At 62.7% G+C, this 18,457-nt stretch carries 17 protein-coding genes; 10 read left to right on the top strand and 7 right to left on the bottom strand.

Going from position 1 to position 18,457, the window contains the following annotated elements; genetic code table 11:
* Nucleotides 1-36: 36 nt before the first annotated feature.
* The 3 genes from B0T39_RS20150 to B0T39_RS20140 all read right to left on the bottom strand — a co-directional run bounded on the left by B0T39_RS20150 (nt 37) and on the right by B0T39_RS20140 (nt 3,326).
* Nucleotides 37-231, bottom strand: a complete 195-nt coding sequence (locus B0T39_RS20150; RefSeq protein WP_043631761.1) for a hypothetical protein — start codon at nt 229-231, stop codon at nt 37-39.
* Nucleotides 232-876: 645 nt separating this feature from the next.
* A complete protein-coding gene (locus tag B0T39_RS20145) occupies nt 877-1,248 on the bottom strand; it encodes a hypothetical protein (protein ID WP_081549780.1) in 372 nt (123 codons plus the stop codon).
* 431 nt (nt 1,249-1,679) lie between these two features.
* Entirely contained in the window at nt 1,680-3,326 is a 1,647-nt protein-coding gene (locus B0T39_RS20140) for a HAMP domain-containing methyl-accepting chemotaxis protein (protein WP_081549778.1), read from the bottom strand.
* A gap of 464 nt (nt 3,327-3,790) precedes the next feature.
* Between B0T39_RS20140 and B0T39_RS20135 the strand changes: the two genes are divergently transcribed.
* Nucleotides 3,791-4,540 carry an endonuclease/exonuclease/phosphatase family protein gene (locus B0T39_RS20135; protein WP_081549776.1) on the top strand — a complete coding sequence of 250 codons (750 nt, stop codon included), beginning with the start codon at nt 3,791-3,793 and terminating at the stop codon, nt 4,538-4,540.
* Between the two features lie 108 nt (nt 4,541-4,648).
* On the opposite strand, the gene B0T39_RS25730 is transcribed toward B0T39_RS20135, so the two are convergent.
* The gene (locus B0T39_RS25730) at nt 4,649-6,394 is read right to left on the bottom strand and encodes a methyl-accepting chemotaxis protein (RefSeq protein WP_081549774.1); all 1,746 of its coding nucleotides are present in this window, start codon (nt 6,392-6,394) and stop codon (nt 4,649-4,651) included.
* Nucleotides 6,395-6,440: 46 nt separating this feature from the next.
* Nucleotides 6,441-8,129: a methyl-accepting chemotaxis protein gene (locus tag B0T39_RS20125; protein WP_081549772.1), complete on the bottom strand. Its 1,689-nt coding sequence runs from the start codon at nt 8,127-8,129 to the stop codon at nt 6,441-6,443.
* 203 nt (nt 8,130-8,332) lie between these two features.
* Here B0T39_RS20125 and B0T39_RS26310 point away from each other — a divergent pair, with 203 nt between their 5' ends.
* The 4 genes from B0T39_RS26310 (at nt 8,333) to B0T39_RS20110 (ending at nt 12,263) form a co-directional block, all read left to right on the top strand.
* On the top strand, nt 8,333-8,455 hold the full coding sequence (locus B0T39_RS26310; RefSeq protein WP_254894612.1) for a hypothetical protein: 123 nt from the start codon (nt 8,333-8,335) through the stop codon (nt 8,453-8,455).
* Between the two features lie 106 nt (nt 8,456-8,561).
* On the top strand, nt 8,562-8,720 hold the full coding sequence (locus B0T39_RS26305) for a chemotaxis protein CheB (protein ID WP_368651289.1): 159 nt from the start codon (nt 8,562-8,564) through the stop codon (nt 8,718-8,720).
* 428 nt (nt 8,721-9,148) lie between these two features.
* A complete protein-coding gene (locus B0T39_RS20115; RefSeq protein WP_081549768.1) occupies nt 9,149-10,786 on the top strand; it encodes a methyl-accepting chemotaxis protein in 1,638 nt (545 codons plus the stop codon).
* Between the two features lie 118 nt (nt 10,787-10,904).
* On the top strand, nt 10,905-12,263 hold the full coding sequence (locus tag B0T39_RS20110) for a glycosyltransferase (protein ID WP_081549766.1): 1,359 nt from the start codon (nt 10,905-10,907) through the stop codon (nt 12,261-12,263).
* 151 nt (nt 12,264-12,414) lie between these two features.
* On the opposite strand, the gene B0T39_RS20105 is transcribed toward B0T39_RS20110, so the two are convergent.
* Nucleotides 12,415-12,975 carry a C40 family peptidase gene (locus B0T39_RS20105; protein ID WP_081549764.1) on the bottom strand — a complete coding sequence of 187 codons (561 nt, stop codon included), beginning with the start codon at nt 12,973-12,975 and terminating at the stop codon, nt 12,415-12,417.
* A complete protein-coding gene (locus B0T39_RS20100) occupies nt 12,972-14,882 on the bottom strand; it encodes an ATP-binding cassette domain-containing protein (RefSeq protein ID WP_081549762.1) in 1,911 nt (636 codons plus the stop codon). Before B0T39_RS20100 ends, B0T39_RS20105 begins: the two co-directional genes overlap by 4 nt.
* Nucleotides 14,883-15,005: 123 nt before the next feature.
* Here B0T39_RS20100 and B0T39_RS20095 point away from each other — a divergent pair, with 123 nt between their 5' ends.
* The 5 genes from B0T39_RS20095 to B0T39_RS20075 are packed head-to-tail and all read left to right on the top strand — an operon-like array spanning nt 15,006 to nt 18,400.
* The gene (locus B0T39_RS20095; protein WP_081549760.1) at nt 15,006-15,359 is read left to right on the top strand and encodes a hypothetical protein; all 354 of its coding nucleotides are present in this window, start codon (nt 15,006-15,008) and stop codon (nt 15,357-15,359) included.
* Nucleotides 15,360-15,362: 3 nt separating this feature from the next.
* Nucleotides 15,363-15,806, top strand: a complete 444-nt coding sequence (locus B0T39_RS20090; protein WP_081549758.1) for a protein YgfX — start codon at nt 15,363-15,365, stop codon at nt 15,804-15,806.
* The gene (folC, locus tag B0T39_RS20085; RefSeq protein ID WP_081549756.1) at nt 15,803-17,071 is read left to right on the top strand and encodes a bifunctional tetrahydrofolate synthase/dihydrofolate synthase; all 1,269 of its coding nucleotides are present in this window, start codon (nt 15,803-15,805) and stop codon (nt 17,069-17,071) included. The genes B0T39_RS20090 and folC overlap by 4 nt, the downstream gene beginning before the upstream one ends.
* Before the next feature lie 7 nt (nt 17,072-17,078).
* A complete protein-coding gene (locus B0T39_RS20080) occupies nt 17,079-17,900 on the top strand; it encodes an SPOR domain-containing protein (RefSeq protein ID WP_081549754.1) in 822 nt (273 codons plus the stop codon).
* Between the two features lie 5 nt (nt 17,901-17,905).
* Nucleotides 17,906-18,400 carry a CvpA family protein gene (locus B0T39_RS20075; RefSeq protein WP_081549752.1) on the top strand — a complete coding sequence of 165 codons (495 nt, stop codon included), beginning with the start codon at nt 17,906-17,908 and terminating at the stop codon, nt 18,398-18,400.
* Nucleotides 18,401-18,457 lie beyond the last annotated feature (57 nt).

The raw sequence follows: 18,457 nt of genomic DNA, 5'->3' as shown, positions 1-18,457 counted from the left end.
GCCTATTCAAGGCCTTGGCGGAGTTGCGCGTAAGGCTTATTCAGCTTGCTGCTTTTCGGCCTTGTCCCGCTTGGCGCGTTTTTGCTCCTTCTTCTTGGTTGGCTTGTCGGTCATCGGATGCTTCAGCACCTTGGCGGCCAGCTTTCTAGCCGATTTAGTGGCCTTCTTCTGCCCGCGTACCTTGTCCGCCAACGCCGCCAGTTTTTTTGCGGCGCGTTTGATTTTGGCCATTCAGACTCTCCTTTACGGATTGATGAATCGAACCCCCATGGTACGGCCTGGCGGAGAATAAACACCGGGCCTTTCAGGTCGTTGACAGCGGGGGAATGAACGCGAATGCCGTTAGAACCTGTTTACGATCTGCTGTGCGCCGTGACGCGTTCACGGTGAGTACGTCATAAAAATGCTCATGTATCACATGTGCATTCCGCTTTCTCAGCCGTTTTCGCCTTGTCTTGCGTGATCGTAAACACGTTTTTAGGGGCGCGGGAAACCAGGGGAGGAATAGGTGAAAGTGACAAGCATTTCGGCTGGGCGAGTCACCCGCCTGTGGTTTTTATCCGGCACCAAGAGGGAGGGTGAATGGATCAAACAGGTGACTCGCGCAGCCGCCTTGCCCACGTTGCACAGACAAGGATTGCAGGCTTTTTACCATAGATTGCCCACGCCAGCTATTGTCACATTCCCCATTGTGGCGCGGCTGAGCGGCCCGGACAAGGAAAGTCCGGGCGCTAAGCGCCTGTTTACGATCCGCTGCGCGTCGGCGGGATTGTTTAGACAAGGGCGTTGAAAACGGCTTCGAAATATTCATTTACCGCCTGTTCATCCGGATTTCTCAGCCGTTTTCGCCTGCGCTCGCTAGAGCGTAAACACGTTCTAGGGCCGTTGGGCTTGCGCCTCTGCGTCACTCTCGTGCATGTGGATGCTGACGGCGATCAGCACTTCCAGATGGTCGAAGAAGCCGGCCCATGTGCCGCGTTGCGGGCTGAAATCGAACAAGTTCATATCATGGGCGATGCGGGAGATCAGGCCGTGGCCGGCGTGGTCCGGGTGTTGGCGAAATAGATCAACCAGCGCTTGGCCATGGCGTTCGCCCAGCGCGTAGGCCTCCGAGAAGTCCCGGCACTGAGGCACCCGCCAGTAATGCGGAAGGCTGCGGTCCGGCGAGGGGCCGACAAAGGGCAGTTTGGCTTCACGGGCCTCCAGCAGGCGGTAGAAGGCGCACAGTTCTTCTTTGGATTTACTCATGGCGGGCCTCCTTATTGAAACAGGCAAGCGCCGATATGGGGGAAAACGGGGAAACAGGGCGGGATACGCGCCTAATGGATGTCGACATTGCTACCTCCTCAAGCGGATGCCGGCCTGGCCGCGGGGCGCGGCTAGGCGGGCGCATGACAAGGTTGGACTACCGGACGATTTCCCAAAACCGGCGCACCGCGAGGTGCCCTCGCCATGGCCCGCCCGAATGGGCAAAGCAATAGCGAGGCAGAGCGCGGAAAGGCCGCGGTCTGCCGGGATACCGTAATCGGGAGTCCAAGCCCGAGCGCCGCAGTTGCAGCGGCGCGGGGCTATTGTTGGCGAGGCGGGTGTTGGCTGTCAATGCAGGGACGGCAAGGATGAAAAAACCGCCCCGCGGACCAGGCCGGCGGGGCGGGGGATGAAGCCGTTGAATCGCTAGCTTAGAGCTTGAAGGCCAGCGTGGTCTGCTGCAACCTCTCCGCCACCACCGCCAGTTCGCGGGTGGCTTGAGAGAACACATCCACTGCAATGCCGTTTTCCTTGGACATCTGGGCGATGGCTTCCACGCGGGTGGCCAGTTCGGTGCTGGCCTGACGCTGTTCCTGCATCGCCATGGCGATGTCGCTGATGGCGCCTACCACGCCTTCCGCGCTTTCTTCCACCGAGCTGATGGTGGTGGATACGTGTTCCGAGGATTCCACTACTTGGCTGACGATGTGGCGGCTGCTGCGCATGCTGTCCACCGCCTCCTTGGCCCCGGCCTGGATCTTGGCGATCATCTGGGTGATTTCGGTGGCGGAGCCGGTGGTGCGCTCGGCCAGCTTGCGCACTTCGTCGGCCACCACGGCGAAACCGCGGCCCTGTTCGCCGGCGCGCGCGGCCTCAATGGCGGCGTTGAGCGCCAAGAGATTGGTCTGATCCGCCACTTCCTTGATCACGGTGGCAATGCTGCTGATCATCTGCGCTTGTTCGGACAAGGATTCCAGGTTGTTGGCGGAGGCGGCCACGCTGTCGTTGACCTTGCGCACTTGCTGAGTGGAGTCCTGCACTTCCTTATTGCCTATCTTGGCCTGGCTGCCGGCTTCGCTGGCCTGGGAGTCCGCCAGCGAGGCGTTGTTGGAGCATTGGTCGATGCTGACGGTCAGCTCTTCGATCGACGCGGCGGCGCTGGAGGTAGCGTTGACCTGCTGGCCGATGCTGGCGCTGACTTGCTCGGTGGAGGCGGCCAGCTCCTCCGCGGTGGCGGCCACGCTGGAGGCGGAGTTGATAATGTCGCCCACGGTAACGCGCAGTTTTTTCTGGGTGTCGGACAGCGATTGCATCATCAGGGCCACTTCGTCCTTGCCCTGTACTTCAATCTCGCCGCTCAGGTCGCCGCTGCCCAGCTGGAACAGCGCCGCCATGCCTTTTTTCAGGCTGCCGATGATGCCGTTCTGTATCATCAAGCCCAGCATTAGTAATACGACTACGGCTGCTACTAGCACGACGATGGTGGTATTGCGAGCCCTTTGGTATTCCTGATCCGCGGTCTCTTTTGCTTTATCGGCCACTTTGATGTTGATGTCGACGATCTGGCTCATGATGTCGTCGACGACTTGGAATTTGGGCCGGCACTCCTTGGACATCAGTTCCAGCGCTTTCTTGTTATTGACCCCGTCGCCAGTGTCGCTGTAGCTGAGGTCACGGACTTTTTTGCATATTTCTTCCATTACCGGCCAGGCCGCGTCAAAGCGTTTGAGCGCTTCTACTTCCGGCGGGGTGAGTACGGTTTTGCGATAGAGATCCATCAGCCGGTTCATCTCCGACACGTATTTGGCGCGGTTGGCGGTAATCTGATCCATCTGTTTTTTGTCGCTTTCGGCAATGAAGCGATAGTCGGAGCGGCTGACGTAGATGGCGTACTGGTTGGCGCTGGCCACCCAATTGACTGACATCAGCAGATTGTCATGCATGTCAATGGTGAGATTGTTCATCTCCGCGGTGCTCTTGATGCCAACCGTGCCAATGACCACGCTGGCCAGCACGCCAAGCAGTATCAGCCCCAAGATCTTGACCTTGATGCTGAACTGCGCAAGAAAGTTTCCCATCGCTCGCTCCCTAACTTCCGCCGATAATCACGTATTGTTTTCTAGCTACTGTTATAAGTGTGTAGTGCAGCTGTATTCATCTTGCAATGCCGGTTGTTGGATATTTTGCAGACGGGCAATGCGCGTTAGGAGAATGATTTTCAATTCCCTGTTTGCCTGGGCGCGGAGATTGAAATTGCGCCTCCAGCGCTTATCTTTGAAACTGAGGCGGCGGACAATGGGCGCGGGAACGGGGCCGGCGGCCGGCGGTCTGAGTTAGCTTGTTCACGGGGCAGTTAGAACCTGTTCACGATCTGCTGCGCTGCGGCGATACGGCGTTAAAAACCAGCTCAAAATGCTCATGTACCACGTGTACATTCCGCTTTTTCGCTTGTTTTCGCCTTGTCTCGCTCTTGCTCGCGAGATCGTGAACAGGCTCCTAGAAGCGGCGGGCCGTGCGTCCGCCCGATAAAGAAGCGTATTGCATGAAAGCCATTACCGTAGCCACTTACAACATCCACAAGGGCATGTCGCCGCTGAACCGCCATGTGCGGCTGGGCGATATGGCCTCCGCGCTGGAGTCCATCGACGCCGATGTGCTGTTCTTGCAGGAGGTGCAGGGCAAGAATATCGAGCGCGCCTTGCAGCACGCCAGCTGGCCCAAGCTGCCGCAGCATCATTTCCTGGCGCGCCGCTTGGATCACAAGGCGGCTTACGGCCTGAACGCGGCGTATGAGCACGGCCATCACGGCAATGCCTTGCTGACGCGTTTCCCCATCAATACCTGGTGCAACCGCGATATTTCGGTCAACCGCTTCGAAAGCCGCGGCCTGCTGCATTGTCAGCTGACGCCGGCGGGCTGGAAGCGCCCGGTGGTGACCTTGTGCGGCCATTTCAATTTGTTGGCGCGGGACCGGCGCAAGCAGTTCCTGGACCTGGCGCGTTATGTGCGCGAGAACGTGCCGGAGGACGCGCCGCTGATTTTGGCCGGCGATTTCAACGATTGGCGGGAGGAAGCCACCGACCATCTGATGGACAGCTTGGGTTTGGTGGAGGTGTTCGATCAGTTGTTTGGCCGCCATGCGCGCAGTTTTCCGGCGCGGATGCCGATGCTGCCCTTGGACCGGATTTATGTGCGCGGGCTGAAGCCCTTGGAGGCGGAGGTGCTGAGGGGCGCGCCGTGGTCGCGCTTGTCCGATCATTTGCCGCTGTCCGCCAGCCTGGTGCCTATCTGACGGTAGGCGTGATTTTCCCAGAGCCTTTTAACGGGCTTTGAGCGTCCAAGTAAGCAACAGGGCTCCGCATGGCGGAGCCCTGTTGTTTTGTATCGCCAACGCGCGGCTTTAGAGGTGGAAGCGTTCCACCACGTGTTTGAGCTTGCTGGCGTGGTCGTTCAGTTCGCTGAGGGTGGCGCTGGCGCCTTGCGCCACTTCCGAGGTGCTGCGGGTCATGCCGTTGATGTGTTCGGTGGTGTGGGCGATGTTGCCGACGGCGGTGGATTGCTCGCGGGTGGCGTGGGTGATCTGGGTAAAGGTATCCACCACTTGCCGCATCAGGCCGCCGATGTTTTCGATCTCGCTGGCCGCGCCCTGAGCCAGGTCCACGCTCTGGTCCACGGTGGAACGGGCCTGCTGCATGCTGGCGACGGTGCCGGCGGTTTGCTGGCGCATGCCTTGGGTCATATTGGTGATTTCGGTGGTGGCCTGGGCGGTGCGTTCGGCCAGCTTGCGCACTTCGTCGGCCACCACGGCGAAGCCGCGGCCCATTTCCCCGGCGCGGGCGGCTTCGATGGCGGCGTTGAGCGCCAGCAGGTTGGTTTGATCGGCGATGTCTTTGATCACGTTGACGATGGAGCTGATTTCCTCGGAGCGGGTGCCCAGCGAATGCAGGGTGTCGCTGAGGGTGGACATGGCCTGGGAGAGCTTGCCCACTTCGGCGGACACTTGGTGCATGGCATGGCGGCCGCGTTCCGCGCTGTTGTTGGCTTGAGAGATGATGGCGTTGGCGTCGGCGGTGGTGTCGGCCACATGGGTGACGCTGACGGTGATTTGCTCAATGGTGGCGGCGCTGGAGCTGATGGCTTGGTTGACCTGGTCCGCGTCTTCGCTGATGCGGTTGGTGGTCTGGTGCAAAGAGCCGACGGCGCTGACCAGTTCTCCGGCGTTGTTGTTGACTTCGCCTATCAGGCGGCGCAGCCGCTGGTTCATGACGCCGATTTGCCCCAGCGCGCTGGCTTCCGGCGCTTTGGGCACCTCCACCGCCAGATTGCCGGAGGCAATTTCCTGCAGCACGCTCTCGATGTCGGTGACGGAGCCGCCCAGCTGGGTGTGGATCTGGCGGCGGCCCAGCAGGATCAGCAGCAGGATTTCGCCCACCAGCAGCACGATGGCGGTGAGGAACTGCAGCTGGGCGTTGGACAGCCTGTCCTTGGCCTGCGCCAGCGCGGCGTTGGTGCGCTGGTCCAGCAGCACGAAGAAGTCGTCGATGGGCTTCATGATCTGGGCTTTGAACTGATGGTATTCCTTGCTGTGCACCAGTTTGCGCGCCAGTTCCATGTCCGGCTGGCCGCTGACGGTGTACTGCCCTTGGGCGTCGGCGAACTTGCCTTTAACCGCGTTCATCGCCCGTACTTCCAGCTTGACCAGGCCGTCGGAGTTGGCTTGAGCCTCCTTGAGCTTGGCGAACTCGCCGTCGGTAAAGCCGGCTTGTTGCATCAGGGTTTGCAAGGGCACGGTTTCGCTGTCCGGCCTGGGCTTTTCCTGGCCGGCGGCGACGAAATCCCAGTAGATGCGGTTGTACTCCTGCGGGCGAGGCGCTTTGCCGTTGCGGATGTCCAGCACGCGGTTGTATTGCTGCTCATAGCCGGGGTCGCCGGTGACGACGTAGGTGCGGCCCAGACGGGTCAGGTCGTCCGAGCTTTGTCGCAGTTCGGAGGCTAGCAAGTAGGAGTGGTAGCGGCTTTCGCTGGCGGCGCTCATCACATCCACCGCCTGGCGCATGGAAACGAAGGTGTAGATCACGCCGATGAAGGTGAGCGCGATGAGAAGCAGCAGACCAGTGATGGCCTGGTTGGCGCGTAGGTTTTTCATGTGGAGATGTCCTCACAGAGCAGCTGAACGATGTGGTGGTGGCCGGTCAATGACGGGGTCCATGGCCCGCGGGGACGCGGCCGGCGGCGCTGGTTTCTCCTCTTTGGGGAGCGGGAGCGTGGAAGTGCCGCATCTGGCCATGTACTTGGTCTGCGTGGCTGCGGCTGTCCGCCGAGATGGCGGCGAGTTCTTCCACCAGGCTGGCGTTTTGCTGGGTGGCGGCGCTCAGTTGCTGGATGGTGGCGTTGATTTGGCCGACGCCTAGTGCTTGCTCATTGGCGGCGATGGCGATTTCCTGGATCAGGCTGGCGGTTTTGCCGCTGGAGGCGACGATGGCGGCGAGTTGCGCGCCGGCCTGGCCGGCAAGCTGAACGCCGCTGGCGGTCATGCCGCTGATTTCGCGGGCGGCCACCTGGCTGCGTTCCGCCAGCTTGCGCACTTCCTGGGCCACGACGGTGAAGCCGCTGCCTTGCGCGCCGGCGCGGGCGGCCTCGATGGCGGCGTTGAGCGCCAGCAGATTGGTTTGATAGGCGATGTCGTCGATCACCAAGATGTGTTCGGCGATGCGCTCCATGCTGCGCACGGTGTGGTCGACGATTTCGCCGCCCTGGCGAGCGTCGTCCGCGGCCTGGGCGGCCATGGTTTCGGTGAGCTTGGCGTTGTCGCTGCTCTGGTTGATGGCGGAGGAAATCTGTTCCAGCGAGCAGGCGGCCTCGGCCAGGCTGGCCGCCTGTCCGCTGGTATTGAGAGAGAGTTGCTGGGAGCTGTGGCTGATCTGGGCCGACATCATCGACAGATGGCCGGCGCCGCGCTGGGAATCCGCTATCGCGCGGCTGAGCGTGGTGACGGTTTGGAGCATGGCTTCCGCCAAGCTGTCCGCCGGGTAGCCGCCAGGCGGGGCGGCGGCGGCTAGATCGCCGGCGGCCACGGCCCGCATCAGGTGGGTAACGCGTAGCGGTTCGTCGCCCAGCATGGCGAATAGGCGGCGGTAAATGGTCCAGAACATCAGCAGGCCGAGCGCGCAGAAGGCCAGCATCAGCCCGATGACGATAGCCATCCATAAGCCGGCCTGGGTTCGAGACTGGGCGACGGCTTGGTTGGTGCGCTGTTCCATCAGCTGATAGAACGCGTCCACCGGCTGCATGATGGCGGCTTTGTCCAGATGGTATTGGCGGTCGTGCAGGATGCGTCGGGCCAGCTCCGGATCGGGCGGCCCTTGCCGGGTGAAGCCGCCCTGGCCGTCGGCGAAGCGCCCCTTCATCGCGTTCATCGCCACGGTTTCGGTATTGACCAGGCGGTCTGAATTGGCTTGAGCCAGCCCGAGTTTGTCGAATTCCTGTTGAGTGAAGCCGGCCTGCCGCATCAGTTGTTGCAGCGGGACCGCCGGGCCGTCCGGCTGCGGTTTGCTGTCGTTCGCGGCCATGAAGTCCCAATAGATGCGGTTGTAGTGCTGAGGGCGCGGCTGCTGGCCGTTGCGGATGGCCAGCACGGCCCAGTATTGCCGTTCGTAGCGCGGGTCCGCGGTTTCCGCGTAGGTGCGAACCAGGCGGGTGAGGTCGTCCGAGCTTTGTCGTAGCTCGTTGGCGAGGAGATAGCTTTGATTGCGCTGAGATTCCGCCTGGGCTTGCAAGTCCAGTTCATGCCTTAAACGCAGAGTGCACAGCAGAAGCAGCAGCAAGAGCAGGGCGAAGACGCCGGCGCTGGCCGTCAACAGGGATTTGATGCTCAGTTTCATAGACCTCCCGCCATGCTGCAGTTGCCGTGTCCGCGCCGCCGCGCGCTAGGCCTGGTTACTCTTTTTTATAAAACAATCTGTTTCTTTACTAGTTCTAGTGTGGATACTCAAGTAAAAACATTGAGTTAACAGCGGCTTGGCGTTTGCTTGTGCGGCGGAATGATTTTGCATGCGGTTGGGGCAGGACCAGCCTGAGCGGCGAATTGAGCATTTACACGGCGGAGCAGCTGAAAAACCAGCTGCCGCCGCTACTGGCGCACGAGGCGGTGTCGCTGAGCTTTGCCGGGATGACGGAGGTAGACGGCTGCGCGGCGTTTGGGCGATAGCTGCGGCCGGTGCAGGGCATGGAGCGCGTTATTGTGCCGGGAGGCAGCATTTGTTGCTGCACCGTCGGCAGAAGCAGTTTGTGGCCGAGTCAAGGGCGGGCCGCCGGTGGACGTGCTGTTTCGTTCGGTGGCGGTGAGCGCCGGCGCGCGCACGCTGGCTCAGGGCGAGGCCTCTTGCGTGGTGTTCGGCATGCCGCAGGCGGCCATCGCCCGCGGCGGGCTGGACAAGGTGATCTGTTTGCAAGCCGCCTCGCGTCTGGGATAGGCAGGGCGCTCAAGATAGATACAGCGACGATAGGTGTTTTTACGTAAACACTCATGCTTATCCCCGCTTATTTATAAAAAAACCTTTAAAAACAAAGCGAGGCGGATTGCTTCGTCTGAAGAAAAAGCGATTATGCACTTGCTATGTGCAAACTACCAAAGCCAGCCGCATTGATTCGCGTTTAATTAGCGTTATCATCACTTTCCATATTCAGCGCTCGCCGCCGCACCGGGCCGCATGTCCCGGCGCGCCGCCGCCTGTCTATCTTTCCCCGCTCGCTCCGCATCACTTCGCGGCGTCGTCATCGCCTCTTGTCGATTACTGAATGATCCACTGCCTGGACCTGCGGCGCTGGTCCGGCGCGCTCCGGATGCGCCGCCGGCGGCGGGGAGTCGTTTTTGGAATGAATGTCGAAGGAATGCATCCGTATGAGTGTCTTGAACAAGGACTGGGGCTTGCGGGCCAAACTATCCGCCGCTTTTACTCTGGTGAGCCTGCTGATCGTGGCGGTTTATTCGATCTACGCCTATCGCAGCACCGTGGACTCCGAAATGAAAGGCGTGGATCAGACCTTGCTGACCGCCGCCTACGCGGCGCGCCAGATGGTGGGCGAGAATTTCCACGATCAATTGCCGGACAGCAATCCCAATAGCCAGGTCACCACCAAACAGCTGACTGATTTTGCAAGGGACAGCGGCTTGGCTTACGCGTATTCCACCATTCAGCGCGGCGGTCGCGTGTTGTACACCAGTTCTTCCGCCAGCCCGAACGAGGTGAAGTCCGGCCAGTACCAGCAGTGGTTCCTGGCCGAGTACAAGGATGTGCCGGCCGGCCTCGCCGCGGCCTTGCGCAGCGGTTCCACCCAGTTTGAGGAATACCAGGGCGAGTTCGGCCTGTTCCGCTCGGTGTTCGTGCCGTTTACCTCGGCCAGCGGGATGCGCTACGTGGTGGGGGTGGACACCTCCTTGCAAAAAGTGGAGGCCTTGCGCACTCAGGTGTTATGGCAAAGCGGGGCGGTGGGCCTGGGCCTGTTGCTGATGTCCCAGCTGGTGGCCTTGCTGTTGGCCAATCGCATGGTGCAGCCGGTGAACGAGTTGAACGTGGCTTTGCAGCAACTGGCCGGCGGCGACTGGAACCTGGCGCGCAGCATGCCGGTGCGCAGCCGAGACGAAGTGGGCCGCATCGCGTCCTCCTTCAACACCTTCATGGAGGCGCTGCGTCAACGCCTGCTGGATATCCGCGGCGAATCCGACGCGGTGCAGAGCGAATCCCAGCATATCGACCAACTGGTGGGCGGCGTGGCCGCTCGCTCCGGCCAGCAGGCGGAAGACGTGCGCGGCAGCGCGGCGGCGGTGGAGGAACTGGCGGTGAGCATCGCCCATGTCTCGGAAATCGCCGAGGACGCGGCCAAATTGATGTCTTCGTTTGAAGGGCAGACCCAGACCACGGTGCAATACATTCAGAACGCGGTGGAGGGCATGCGGACGGTGCAGCAGGAAGTGACTCAGTTGGCCGGCAAGCTGGATCAACTGGATTCGCGCACCAATGAGATCAATATGATTGTGGCGGTGATCAAGGATATCGCCGATCAGACCAATCTCTTGGCCTTGAACGCGGCGATCGAGGCGGCGCGTGCCGGCGAACAGGGCCGCGGTTTCGCGGTGGTGGCGGACGAGGTGCGCAAGCTGTCCGAGCGCACCGCCAACGCCACGGTGGAGATAGGTTCGATGATTGATTCCGTGCAGCAGGATTCCGCTTCCGCCATCTCAGGCATGCGCGCGGCGGTGAACCGCGTGGACGCCAGCGTCAATCACGCCGGCGAGGCCCAGGACACCTTGCAGGGCTTTTCGGTGCAGATTCAGGGTGTGTCGCGCGGCATGGGCGATATCTCCGCGGCGGTGCGCGAGCAGGCCAACGCCTCCCAGCACCTGGCCGGCAGCGTGGAGTCGGTCAGCAGCTCGGCCGAGGAAAACCGGCTGGCGGCGGAAGAGGCGCAGCAGGGCGTGGTCAATCTGCTGGAGCGCGGGGTGTCTTTGCGCGGCGTGGTGCAGCAGTTCACGCTCTAAGCCATGGCGCGGCGCAGGGTCGCCATGCGCACGCAACCGCCCTCGGGCGGTTTTCTTTTTGCCAGATAAATGACATTGGCGTAAAGTGGCTTGTCATCCTAAAGGAAGGAGGCGGGTCATGGAGCGGGAGCTGTCGTTGTCGCATGCCGGCGCGGACCCGGCGCGCGGTCCTTTGATCATCGTGGCATCCAGCGGCACCGGCGGGGACATGCAGCCCTTCGTCGCGCTGGCGCGCGGCTTGAGCGAGCGCGGCCACCGGGTGCGGATGCTGGCCCCGGCCTTGCAGGAGGAAGCTGCGCGGGCAGCCGGCCTGCCGTACTGGCTGTTCGGCAGCGTCGAGCGGGAACAGGCGGCGTTGGACAACCCCGATCTATGGCATGAGCGCAAGAGCTGGGGCGTGCTCTGGGATAGCCTGGCGCCGGATCTGGACGCCTTGCGGGAGCGGGTGAGGGATCTGCCGGCGGATGAGGACTGCGTGGTCTTGTGCCACCCCGTCCTGGTGCCGATGGCGGCGCTGGCGCGCGCGGCGCGGCCGGATTTGCGCATTGTGACGGCCTATCTCGCGCCGTCCAATCTGTGCAGCCGCCACGACCTGCTCACCCTGGGCTCCTTGCGGATTCCCGGTTGCTTGCCGCCGGCCGGAGCCGGCCTGCTGTGGTGGGCGCTGCATCGCTGGTTCAACGCCCAGACCTTGCCCAGTCTGAACGCGGCGCGCGCAAAGCGCGGCCTGTCGGCGGAGCCGCATTTTTTCGAGCATATGCTGAGAGCCCCCAACGCCTCGATAGGCCTGTTTCCCCGCTGGTTCGCCGCCTTGCAGCCGGATTGGCCGCGGCCGTTCTTCGAAGGGGATTTCCTGCTGCCCGCCGCGCGGCAGGGCGCGGGGCTGTCGGCCGAGCTGGAGGCCTTTCTGGCCGCCGGCGATGCGCCTGTCGTGTTCACGCCGGGCACCGGTCATCGGCACGCGGCGGCCTTCTTCGACGCCGCGCTGCGGGCCTTGCGGCGGCTGGGCCGGCGCGGAATTTTCGTCACGCCGCACGCGGCGCAGTTGCCGCCGGCTTTGCCGGCCGATGTGCTGTGGCAGGCGTACGCGCCTTTCGCCACGCTGTTGCCGCGGGCGGCGGCGCTGACGCATCACGGCGGCGTCAGCACGATGGCGGACGCGATGCGCGCCGGGATCCCGCAATTGATCGTGCCTTACGCCTACGATCAGTTCGACAACGGCCAGCGCGCCAAGCGCCTGGGCGTGGCCGAGGTCTTGCACGCGCAGCGCGTGTCCGCGGGGAGAATGGGGCGTTTGTTGGCGCGTTTGCTGGCCGAGCCGGGCCCGGGTCCGGCCTGCCGCGAGCTGGCCTTGCGGATGGCGGCCGGCGCGGAAGCGACGCGGGCGCTGTTGGACGGCGTGGAGGAGGCTTTGTTGGGACAGGCTGCGCGCGGGGCGGAAAGCGCCGGCGCGACGCCGGCGCTGGCGCCGGGCTAGCGAGCGCTTGGGAGGTGCTTAGAAGGTGTTTACGATCTCGCGAACAAGGCGTTGCGGCTGAGAAAGCGGAGTGTACACACGGTACTTGAGCATTTCGAAGGCGTACTCACCGTGTAACGCTCCACGCGCGCAGCAGATCGTAAACAGGTTCTTAGCTGAACAGCGTGCGCGCGCCCTCGTAACGGGCGGCGAAATAACTGTTGTCCAGCCGCGCCACGCGGATGGAGCTATTGGTGCGCGGCGCGTGCACGAACTTGCCGTCGCCTATGAAGATGCCCATATGGGAGAAGGGGCGGTTCATGGTGTTGAAGAACACCAGGTCTCCTACCCGCATCCGGCTATCCGGGATGGGCCGCGCCACGCCGGCGATTTCGGCGGCGGTGCGCGGCAGGGTGACGCCGACGGCGTTCTGGTAGATGTAGCCGACCATGCCGCTGCAATCCAGGCCGGCCTCGGGATTGGTGCCGCCGAACTTGTAGTCCAGGCCTAGCAGGCCCAGCGTGTAGATCAGGATTTCCCGGCTGGCGCCGTCGGCCTTCAATCCGGAGAGGCTGAGGTCGCCGGAGGGGCGGGGTTTTCGGCCGCCCGCCACCTTGGAGGGGGTGGTGCCGCAAGCGGCCAGCAGGCCGGCCAGCGACAGCAGCGCGGCGCCGCGCAGCAGCGCGCGCCGGTCCAACGGCGAAGAAGGCGAAGGCGGCAAGGTTTTGCTCATTGTTGCTTTGACTCCAGTTCTTCCCAGCGCGCCAGCTTGTCCATCAGCAATTCGTCGATTTCCTGCACCCGGTGCTGCCAGGCGATGGCCTCCTTGGGCGTGTCGCGGTAGCAGTTGGGGTCCAGCAATTGCTGATTCAGGTTGGCTTGCTCGGTTTCCAGCGCGGCGATCTCGTCCGGCAGCGCGGCGAGCTCTCGCGTCTCATTGTAGGACAGTTTATTACGCGCGGATTTGGGCTTGTCCTTGGCCTTTTCCTGCGGAGCGGCGGTTTCCTTCGGTTTTTCCACCGGTTTCATTGCCGCCATGCGCGCCTTGGTGTCGATCCAGTCCTGGTAACCGCCTGGATACTCTTCCAGCCGGCCGTTGCCTTCGAAGGCGATCACCTGGGTAACCACGTTGTCGAGGAAGGCCCGGTCGTGGCTGACCAGGAACACGGTTCCCGAATATTGAGCGATCACGTCTTCCAGAAGTTCCAGCGTGTCGATGTCCAGATCGTTGGTGGGTTCGTCCAGCACCAGCACATTGGCCGGGCGGGTGAACAGCCGGGCCAGCAGCAGGCGGTTGCGCTCGCCGCCGGACAGAGAGCGCACCGGGCTGCGCGCGCGCTGCGGCGAGAACAGGAAGTCTTCCAGATAGCTCATTACGTGTTTCTTCACGCCGCCGACTTCCACGAAGTCGTTGCCCTGGCTGATGATGTCGGCCACGCTGCTGTCTTCGTCCAGCTGCTCGCGGAACTGGTCGAAATAGGCGATTTCCAGCTTGCTGCCTTGCTTGACGCTGCCGCTGTCCGCGTCCAGCTGGCCCAGGATCAGTTTGAGCAGCGTGGTTTTGCCGGCCCCGTTGGGGCCGATCAGGCCGATCTTGTCGCCGCGCAGGATGCGGGTGGTAAAGTCGCGGATCAGGGTTTTGCCCTCAAAGCCCTTGCTGACGTGCTCCAGTTCCGCCACCAGCTTGCCGGAGCGCTCGCCGGCGTTAAGCTGGAAGTTGACCTGGCCCACGCGCTCCCGCCGCGCCGAACGCTCGCGGCGAATGGCTTCCAGCCGGCGCACGCGGCCTTCGTTACGAGTGCGGCGCGCCTCAATGCCCTTGCGGATCCACACTTCTTCCTGGGCATGGAATTTGTCGAAAATGCGGTTTTGCTCTTCCTCGATGGCCAGTTCTTCCGCCTTGCGCACATGGTAGCTGGAGAAGCTGCCCGGATAGCTGCGCAGAATGCCGCGGTCCAGCTCCACAATACGGGTGGCGACGTTGTCCAGGAAGCGGCGGTCGTGGGTGATCAAGAGCACGCTGCCGCCATAGCTCTTAAGCAGGTTTTCCAGCCACTCTATGGCGGACACGTCTAGGTGGTTGGTGGGCTCGTCCAGCAGCAGCACGTCCGGCTTGGACGCCAGCGCTCGCGCCAGCGCCACGCGTTTTTTCCAGCCGCCGGACAGTTCGCTGATCAACGCGTCCGGGTTCAGGTCCAGATGGGACAGTGTGGAGGAGATCAGCGCGTCGAACTGCCAGCCGTCGCGGGTTTCCAGCTCGTGCTGGATATGCTCCATCCGCGCCAGCGCCTGTTCGTGGTCCGCGTCCGCCTGGGTCAGTTGATGGGTGACCTGATGGTATTCGGTGAGCAGGATTTTCAAATCGCCCAATCCTTCGGCCACGGCTTCGAACACCGTGTGCTCCGGGGCTAGCTCCGGCTCTTGCGGTACATAGGCGACGCTGACGTCGCCCTTGATGTTGACGCGACCGTCGTCCAGCGCCACCGCGCCGGCCACGCTTTTGAGCAGCGAAGACTTGCCGGCGCCGTTGCGGCCGATCAAGCCGACCACTTCTCCCGGTTCCAGCGCGAAATCGACGTTATCCAGCAATGCGTGGTGACCAAAAGCCAGGCAGGCTTTTTCGACGGTAATCAGAGCCATGGTGCGTGTTGTTTTCTGTATGGAAAAATGCACGGATTGTAACATGCCGGTCACGCTTCCACGCTTAGCGCCGCGCGGTTTGTGCTGTTACAATGCCGGCCAAACTTGAATGAAAGGCATGCTATGTACTTCGTTGACCGCTCGGTGGCCGTGATCAAACCGAAACAACCGTTCCTGGATTGGCTGAACCAGGCCCCGGACAACGACATGGATCTGGCGCTGGACAGCCTGCGCGCCGACTGCACCGTGATCCTGCTGCCGGAGTTCGACGAGCCGGAAGAGGGCGTCGCCTACATCGACGAGATCTATGAACAATTGTTCAAGATGGAACTGGCGTCCTGGTACGAGGACGAAGAAACATGGCCCAAGGATCTGTCCTTGAAAGCCTTCTGGGAATGGTTCGACGTGGAGATCCATTCCACGGTGATAGACAGCGTGGACGCCGACATCAGCAACAACCCGGCGCTGGATCTCTAAGCCATGAGCCGGCGGCAGCGGCTGGAGCCTTTCGGCTTCGAGTTGAGGCCCTCCCGCCTTTGGCTGTTGCTGGCCGCCGCCGCCGGCGCGCTGCTGGCCTGGGGGGTGATCCGTTATCTGCCGCCGCCCTGGCTGGCCTTGCTGCCGGTGGCGGCTTTCTTGCTCTGGCGGGCCTTGCGCGCCGACGGCTGGGGCGACGCCGGCCGTTTCAGGCGGCTGGAAGTGGACGGCCTGGGGCGTTTGACTTTGTGGCGCGAGTCCGCGCTGCCGGCGAGCCCGCTGGACGACTGCTTCGTCACCCCGTGGCTGACGGTGTTGAGTGTGCGCATCGGCGGCCGCCGGCGCGCATTGATGTTGTGGCCGGATTCGGCGCCGGCGGACGGCCGTCGCCGTTTGCGGACTTATTTGCTGTGGTTTCAAGCCGCGGACGATACTGAGACGAAATGACTGGACACAAGACTCTGGCGGAGTGGCTGAGCTGGCAGGAAAGCCTGCACGTCACCGCCATCGATATGGGCCTGGCCCGCGTGGAGCGGGTACGCGCCGCGATGAAACTGCAACCGTCTTGCCCTGTGGTGATGGTGGCCGGCACCAACGGCAAGGGCTCGGTCTGCGCGATGCTGTCCGCGATATTGCGTTGCGCCGGCTTCAAGGTGGGGACTTACACCTCTCCCCATATCCTGCGCTACAACGAGCGCATCGCGATTGACATGGTTCCAGCCAGCGATGAACGTATCGTTGCCAGTTTCGAGGCGATAGACGCCGCGCGCGGCGACACTTCTTTGACGTATTTCGAATTCGGCACCTTGGCGGCGGTGCACAGCTTCGTCGCTGAAAAGGTGGACGTGATCGTGCTGGAAGTGGGCCTGGGCGGACGTCTGGACGCGGTCAATATTTTCGAGCCGGACGTGTCGGTGGTGGTCAGCGTGGACATCGACCACCAGGCCATCCTGGGCGACAACCGCGAGGATATCGGTTTCGAGAAGGCCGGCATCTACCGCGCCGACAAGCCGGCCTTGTGCGCGGACCCGAATCCGCCGCGGCGGCTGATCGAGCACGCGCGAGCCATCGGCGCGGACCTGAAACTGTACGGGCCGGATTTCGGCTATCAGCGCATGGACAACCAGTGGTCCTTCCAGATGGGCGAGGCCCACCGCCACGCCTTGCCTCTGCCGGCCTTGCGCGGCGGTTATCAGATGATCAACGCCTCCGCCGCGCTGGCGGCGCTGGAATGCTTGAAGCCTCGTTTGCCGGTGAGCCTGGGCGCGGTTAAACGCGGGCTGCTGGAGGTGGAGTGGCCGGGGCGCTTCCAGGTGCTGCCGGGCCGCCCGGCGGTGGTGCTGGACGTGGGCCACAATCCGCACGCGGTCAAGGCGATGACGGCCAGCCTGAAACAGCTGCCCTTCGCCCGCAACCGGCTGGCGGTATTCTCCATGCTGGAGGACAAGGATCTGGAGCAGGTGGCGTCTTTGGCGCGGGAGGAATTCGACGTTTGGTTCGTCGGCGGCCTCGACATGCCGCGCGGGCAGAGCGGCGAGCGCATCGCCGCCAGGCTGGCGGAAATGGGCATCGCGCGGGTGCAATCCTTCACCACCGTGGCGCAAGCTTGGTCGGCGGCCTTATCGCAGGCGGAGGAGAGTGATAGAATTGTCGTCTTTGGTTCCTTCCACACCGTTGCCGAGGTGATGGAAGCTCGGCAACACCCGGCTTGAGGAAAGCATGGCTTTATCCACCCACGAGGAGTTGATCCTGTTGCGTAAGCGCGCCAGACGCCGTCTGGTGGGCGCTGTGGTATTGGTTACCGTCGCCACCGTCGTTTTGTGGAATGTCGTGGGCCGCCTGCCCGAGCAGCAGATGAAGCCGGAATCCATAGAAGTGCTGGGAGCCGGGGCCTCCGCGCCGACGGCCAATCACGCCGAAGCGCCGGCGGGCACCGTGCCGCCGCCGGCCCAGCCGGCTTCCGCGGCTCTGGCTGAAGTCTCGCCCGCGTCCAAACCCGGCGTCACCGAACTGGCGGCCAATCTGTCTTCCATGACGCCGGCCGTGCCGGCGGCGCAACCGGCCCCCGCGCTCAAACCGGAGCCCAAGCCGGAAGTCAAACCCGAGCCGAAAGCGGAAGCCAAGCCCAAACCCGAACACAAGTCGGAGCCCAAACCGGCCAAGCCTGAAGCCAAGCCCGAGCATAAAAAGCCTGAGATCAAGCTGGATGAAAAGCCGGCGCGCAAGCCGGACCCGGCGGCTATCCTTGAGGGTCGCTTCGACTCACTGGACAAGCCCGCGGCGAAGAAAGAGGAGCCCGCCGCCAAGAGCGAGGGCAAATCGGTGATCCAGCTGGCGGCGCTGTCGGACCCGGAAAAGGCCGACGCCTTGAAGTCCAAGTTGTCGTCGATAGGCGTGTCCGCCCATTTCAGCAAGGTGCAAACCAGCAAGGGCGAGGTGACTCGGGTGCGAGTAGGGCCGTTCAACAGCCGCGCCGAGGCGCAAGCCACTTTGCAGAAGCTGGCCAAGGCCGGTGTTAACGGCATTATCGTGACCAAGTAGCCGTCATGACCATCTTCGACTATATTGCCATCGCCATCATCGCCGGCTCCATACTGGTGGCGATGATGCGCGGCCTGGTGGCCGAAGTGCTGTCGCTGGGCTCCTGGCTGATCGCTTTCTGGTGCGCCAAGCAGTTTTCGCCGGTGGTGTCGGCGTTTTTGCCCGGCGAGCTCAGTTCGGAAGGCTTGCGGCTGGTGGCTGGTTTCGTGGCGGTGTTTTTCCTGGCCTGGCTGGCCACGGCCTTGCTGCGGGTCACGCTGACAGGCATGCTGGACAGCGTGGGCCTGGGTGGGGTCAATCGATTGTTTGGGGCGGTGTTCGGCCTGGCTCGCGGGCTGGTGCTGGTGACGGCCCTGGTTTTGGTGAGCGGCTTGAGCGATCTGCCGCGACAACCCATGTGGAGGAATGCCGTGCTCTCGGCGCCATTTGAATCAGTGGCCTTATCATTAAGGCCCTGGTTACCGGCGATGCTGGCCGATAACCTCCACTACACCGGGTAGCTAGTGAACAAGGCGGAATATCTTGATATCTTCACTTCAAGATTCCGCCTTTTTCTT

It is taken from the genome of Chromobacterium haemolyticum (assembly GCF_002081825.1).
GTDB lineage: Bacteria > Pseudomonadota > Gammaproteobacteria > Burkholderiales > Chromobacteriaceae > Chromobacterium > Chromobacterium fluminis.
This window is presented reverse-complemented; position numbering and strand designations above follow the sequence as displayed.

Bases quoted from the DNA above. Each gene is read 5' to 3' on its own strand.
- B0T39_RS20140 (WP_081549778.1), bottom strand. From the start codon at position 3,326: ATGGGAAACTTTCTTGCGCAGTTCAGCATCAAGGTCAAGATCTTGGGG.
- B0T39_RS20125 (WP_081549772.1), bottom strand. From the start codon at position 8,129: ATGAAACTGAGCATCAAATCCCTGTTGACGGCCAGCGCCGGCGTCTTC.
- B0T39_RS20095 (WP_081549760.1), top strand. From the start codon at position 15,006: ATGTACTTCGTTGACCGCTCGGTGGCCGTGATCAAACCGAAACAACCG.
- B0T39_RS20090 (WP_081549758.1), top strand. From the start codon at position 15,363: ATGAGCCGGCGGCAGCGGCTGGAGCCTTTCGGCTTCGAGTTGAGGCCC.
- B0T39_RS20145 (WP_081549780.1), bottom strand. From the start codon at position 1,248: ATGAGTAAATCCAAAGAAGAACTGTGCGCCTTCTACCGCCTGCTGGAG.
- B0T39_RS20100 (WP_081549762.1), bottom strand. From the start codon at position 14,882: ATGGCTCTGATTACCGTCGAAAAAGCCTGCCTGGCTTTTGGTCACCAC.
- B0T39_RS20105 (WP_081549764.1), bottom strand. From the start codon at position 12,975: ATGAGCAAAACCTTGCCGCCTTCGCCTTCTTCGCCGTTGGACCGGCGC.
- folC (WP_081549756.1), top strand. From the start codon at position 15,803: ATGACTGGACACAAGACTCTGGCGGAGTGGCTGAGCTGGCAGGAAAGC.
- B0T39_RS20115 (WP_081549768.1), top strand. From the start codon at position 9,149: ATGAGTGTCTTGAACAAGGACTGGGGCTTGCGGGCCAAACTATCCGCC.
- B0T39_RS20150 (WP_043631761.1), bottom strand. From the start codon at position 231: ATGGCCAAAATCAAACGCGCCGCAAAAAAACTGGCGGCGTTGGCGGAC.
- B0T39_RS20135 (WP_081549776.1), top strand. From the start codon at position 3,791: ATGAAAGCCATTACCGTAGCCACTTACAACATCCACAAGGGCATGTCG.
- B0T39_RS20075 (WP_081549752.1), top strand. From the start codon at position 17,906: ATGACCATCTTCGACTATATTGCCATCGCCATCATCGCCGGCTCCATA.
- B0T39_RS25730 (WP_081549774.1), bottom strand. From the start codon at position 6,394: ATGAAAAACCTACGCGCCAACCAGGCCATCACTGGTCTGCTGCTTCTC.
- B0T39_RS20080 (WP_081549754.1), top strand. From the start codon at position 17,079: ATGGCTTTATCCACCCACGAGGAGTTGATCCTGTTGCGTAAGCGCGCC.
- B0T39_RS20110 (WP_081549766.1), top strand. From the start codon at position 10,905: ATGGAGCGGGAGCTGTCGTTGTCGCATGCCGGCGCGGACCCGGCGCGC.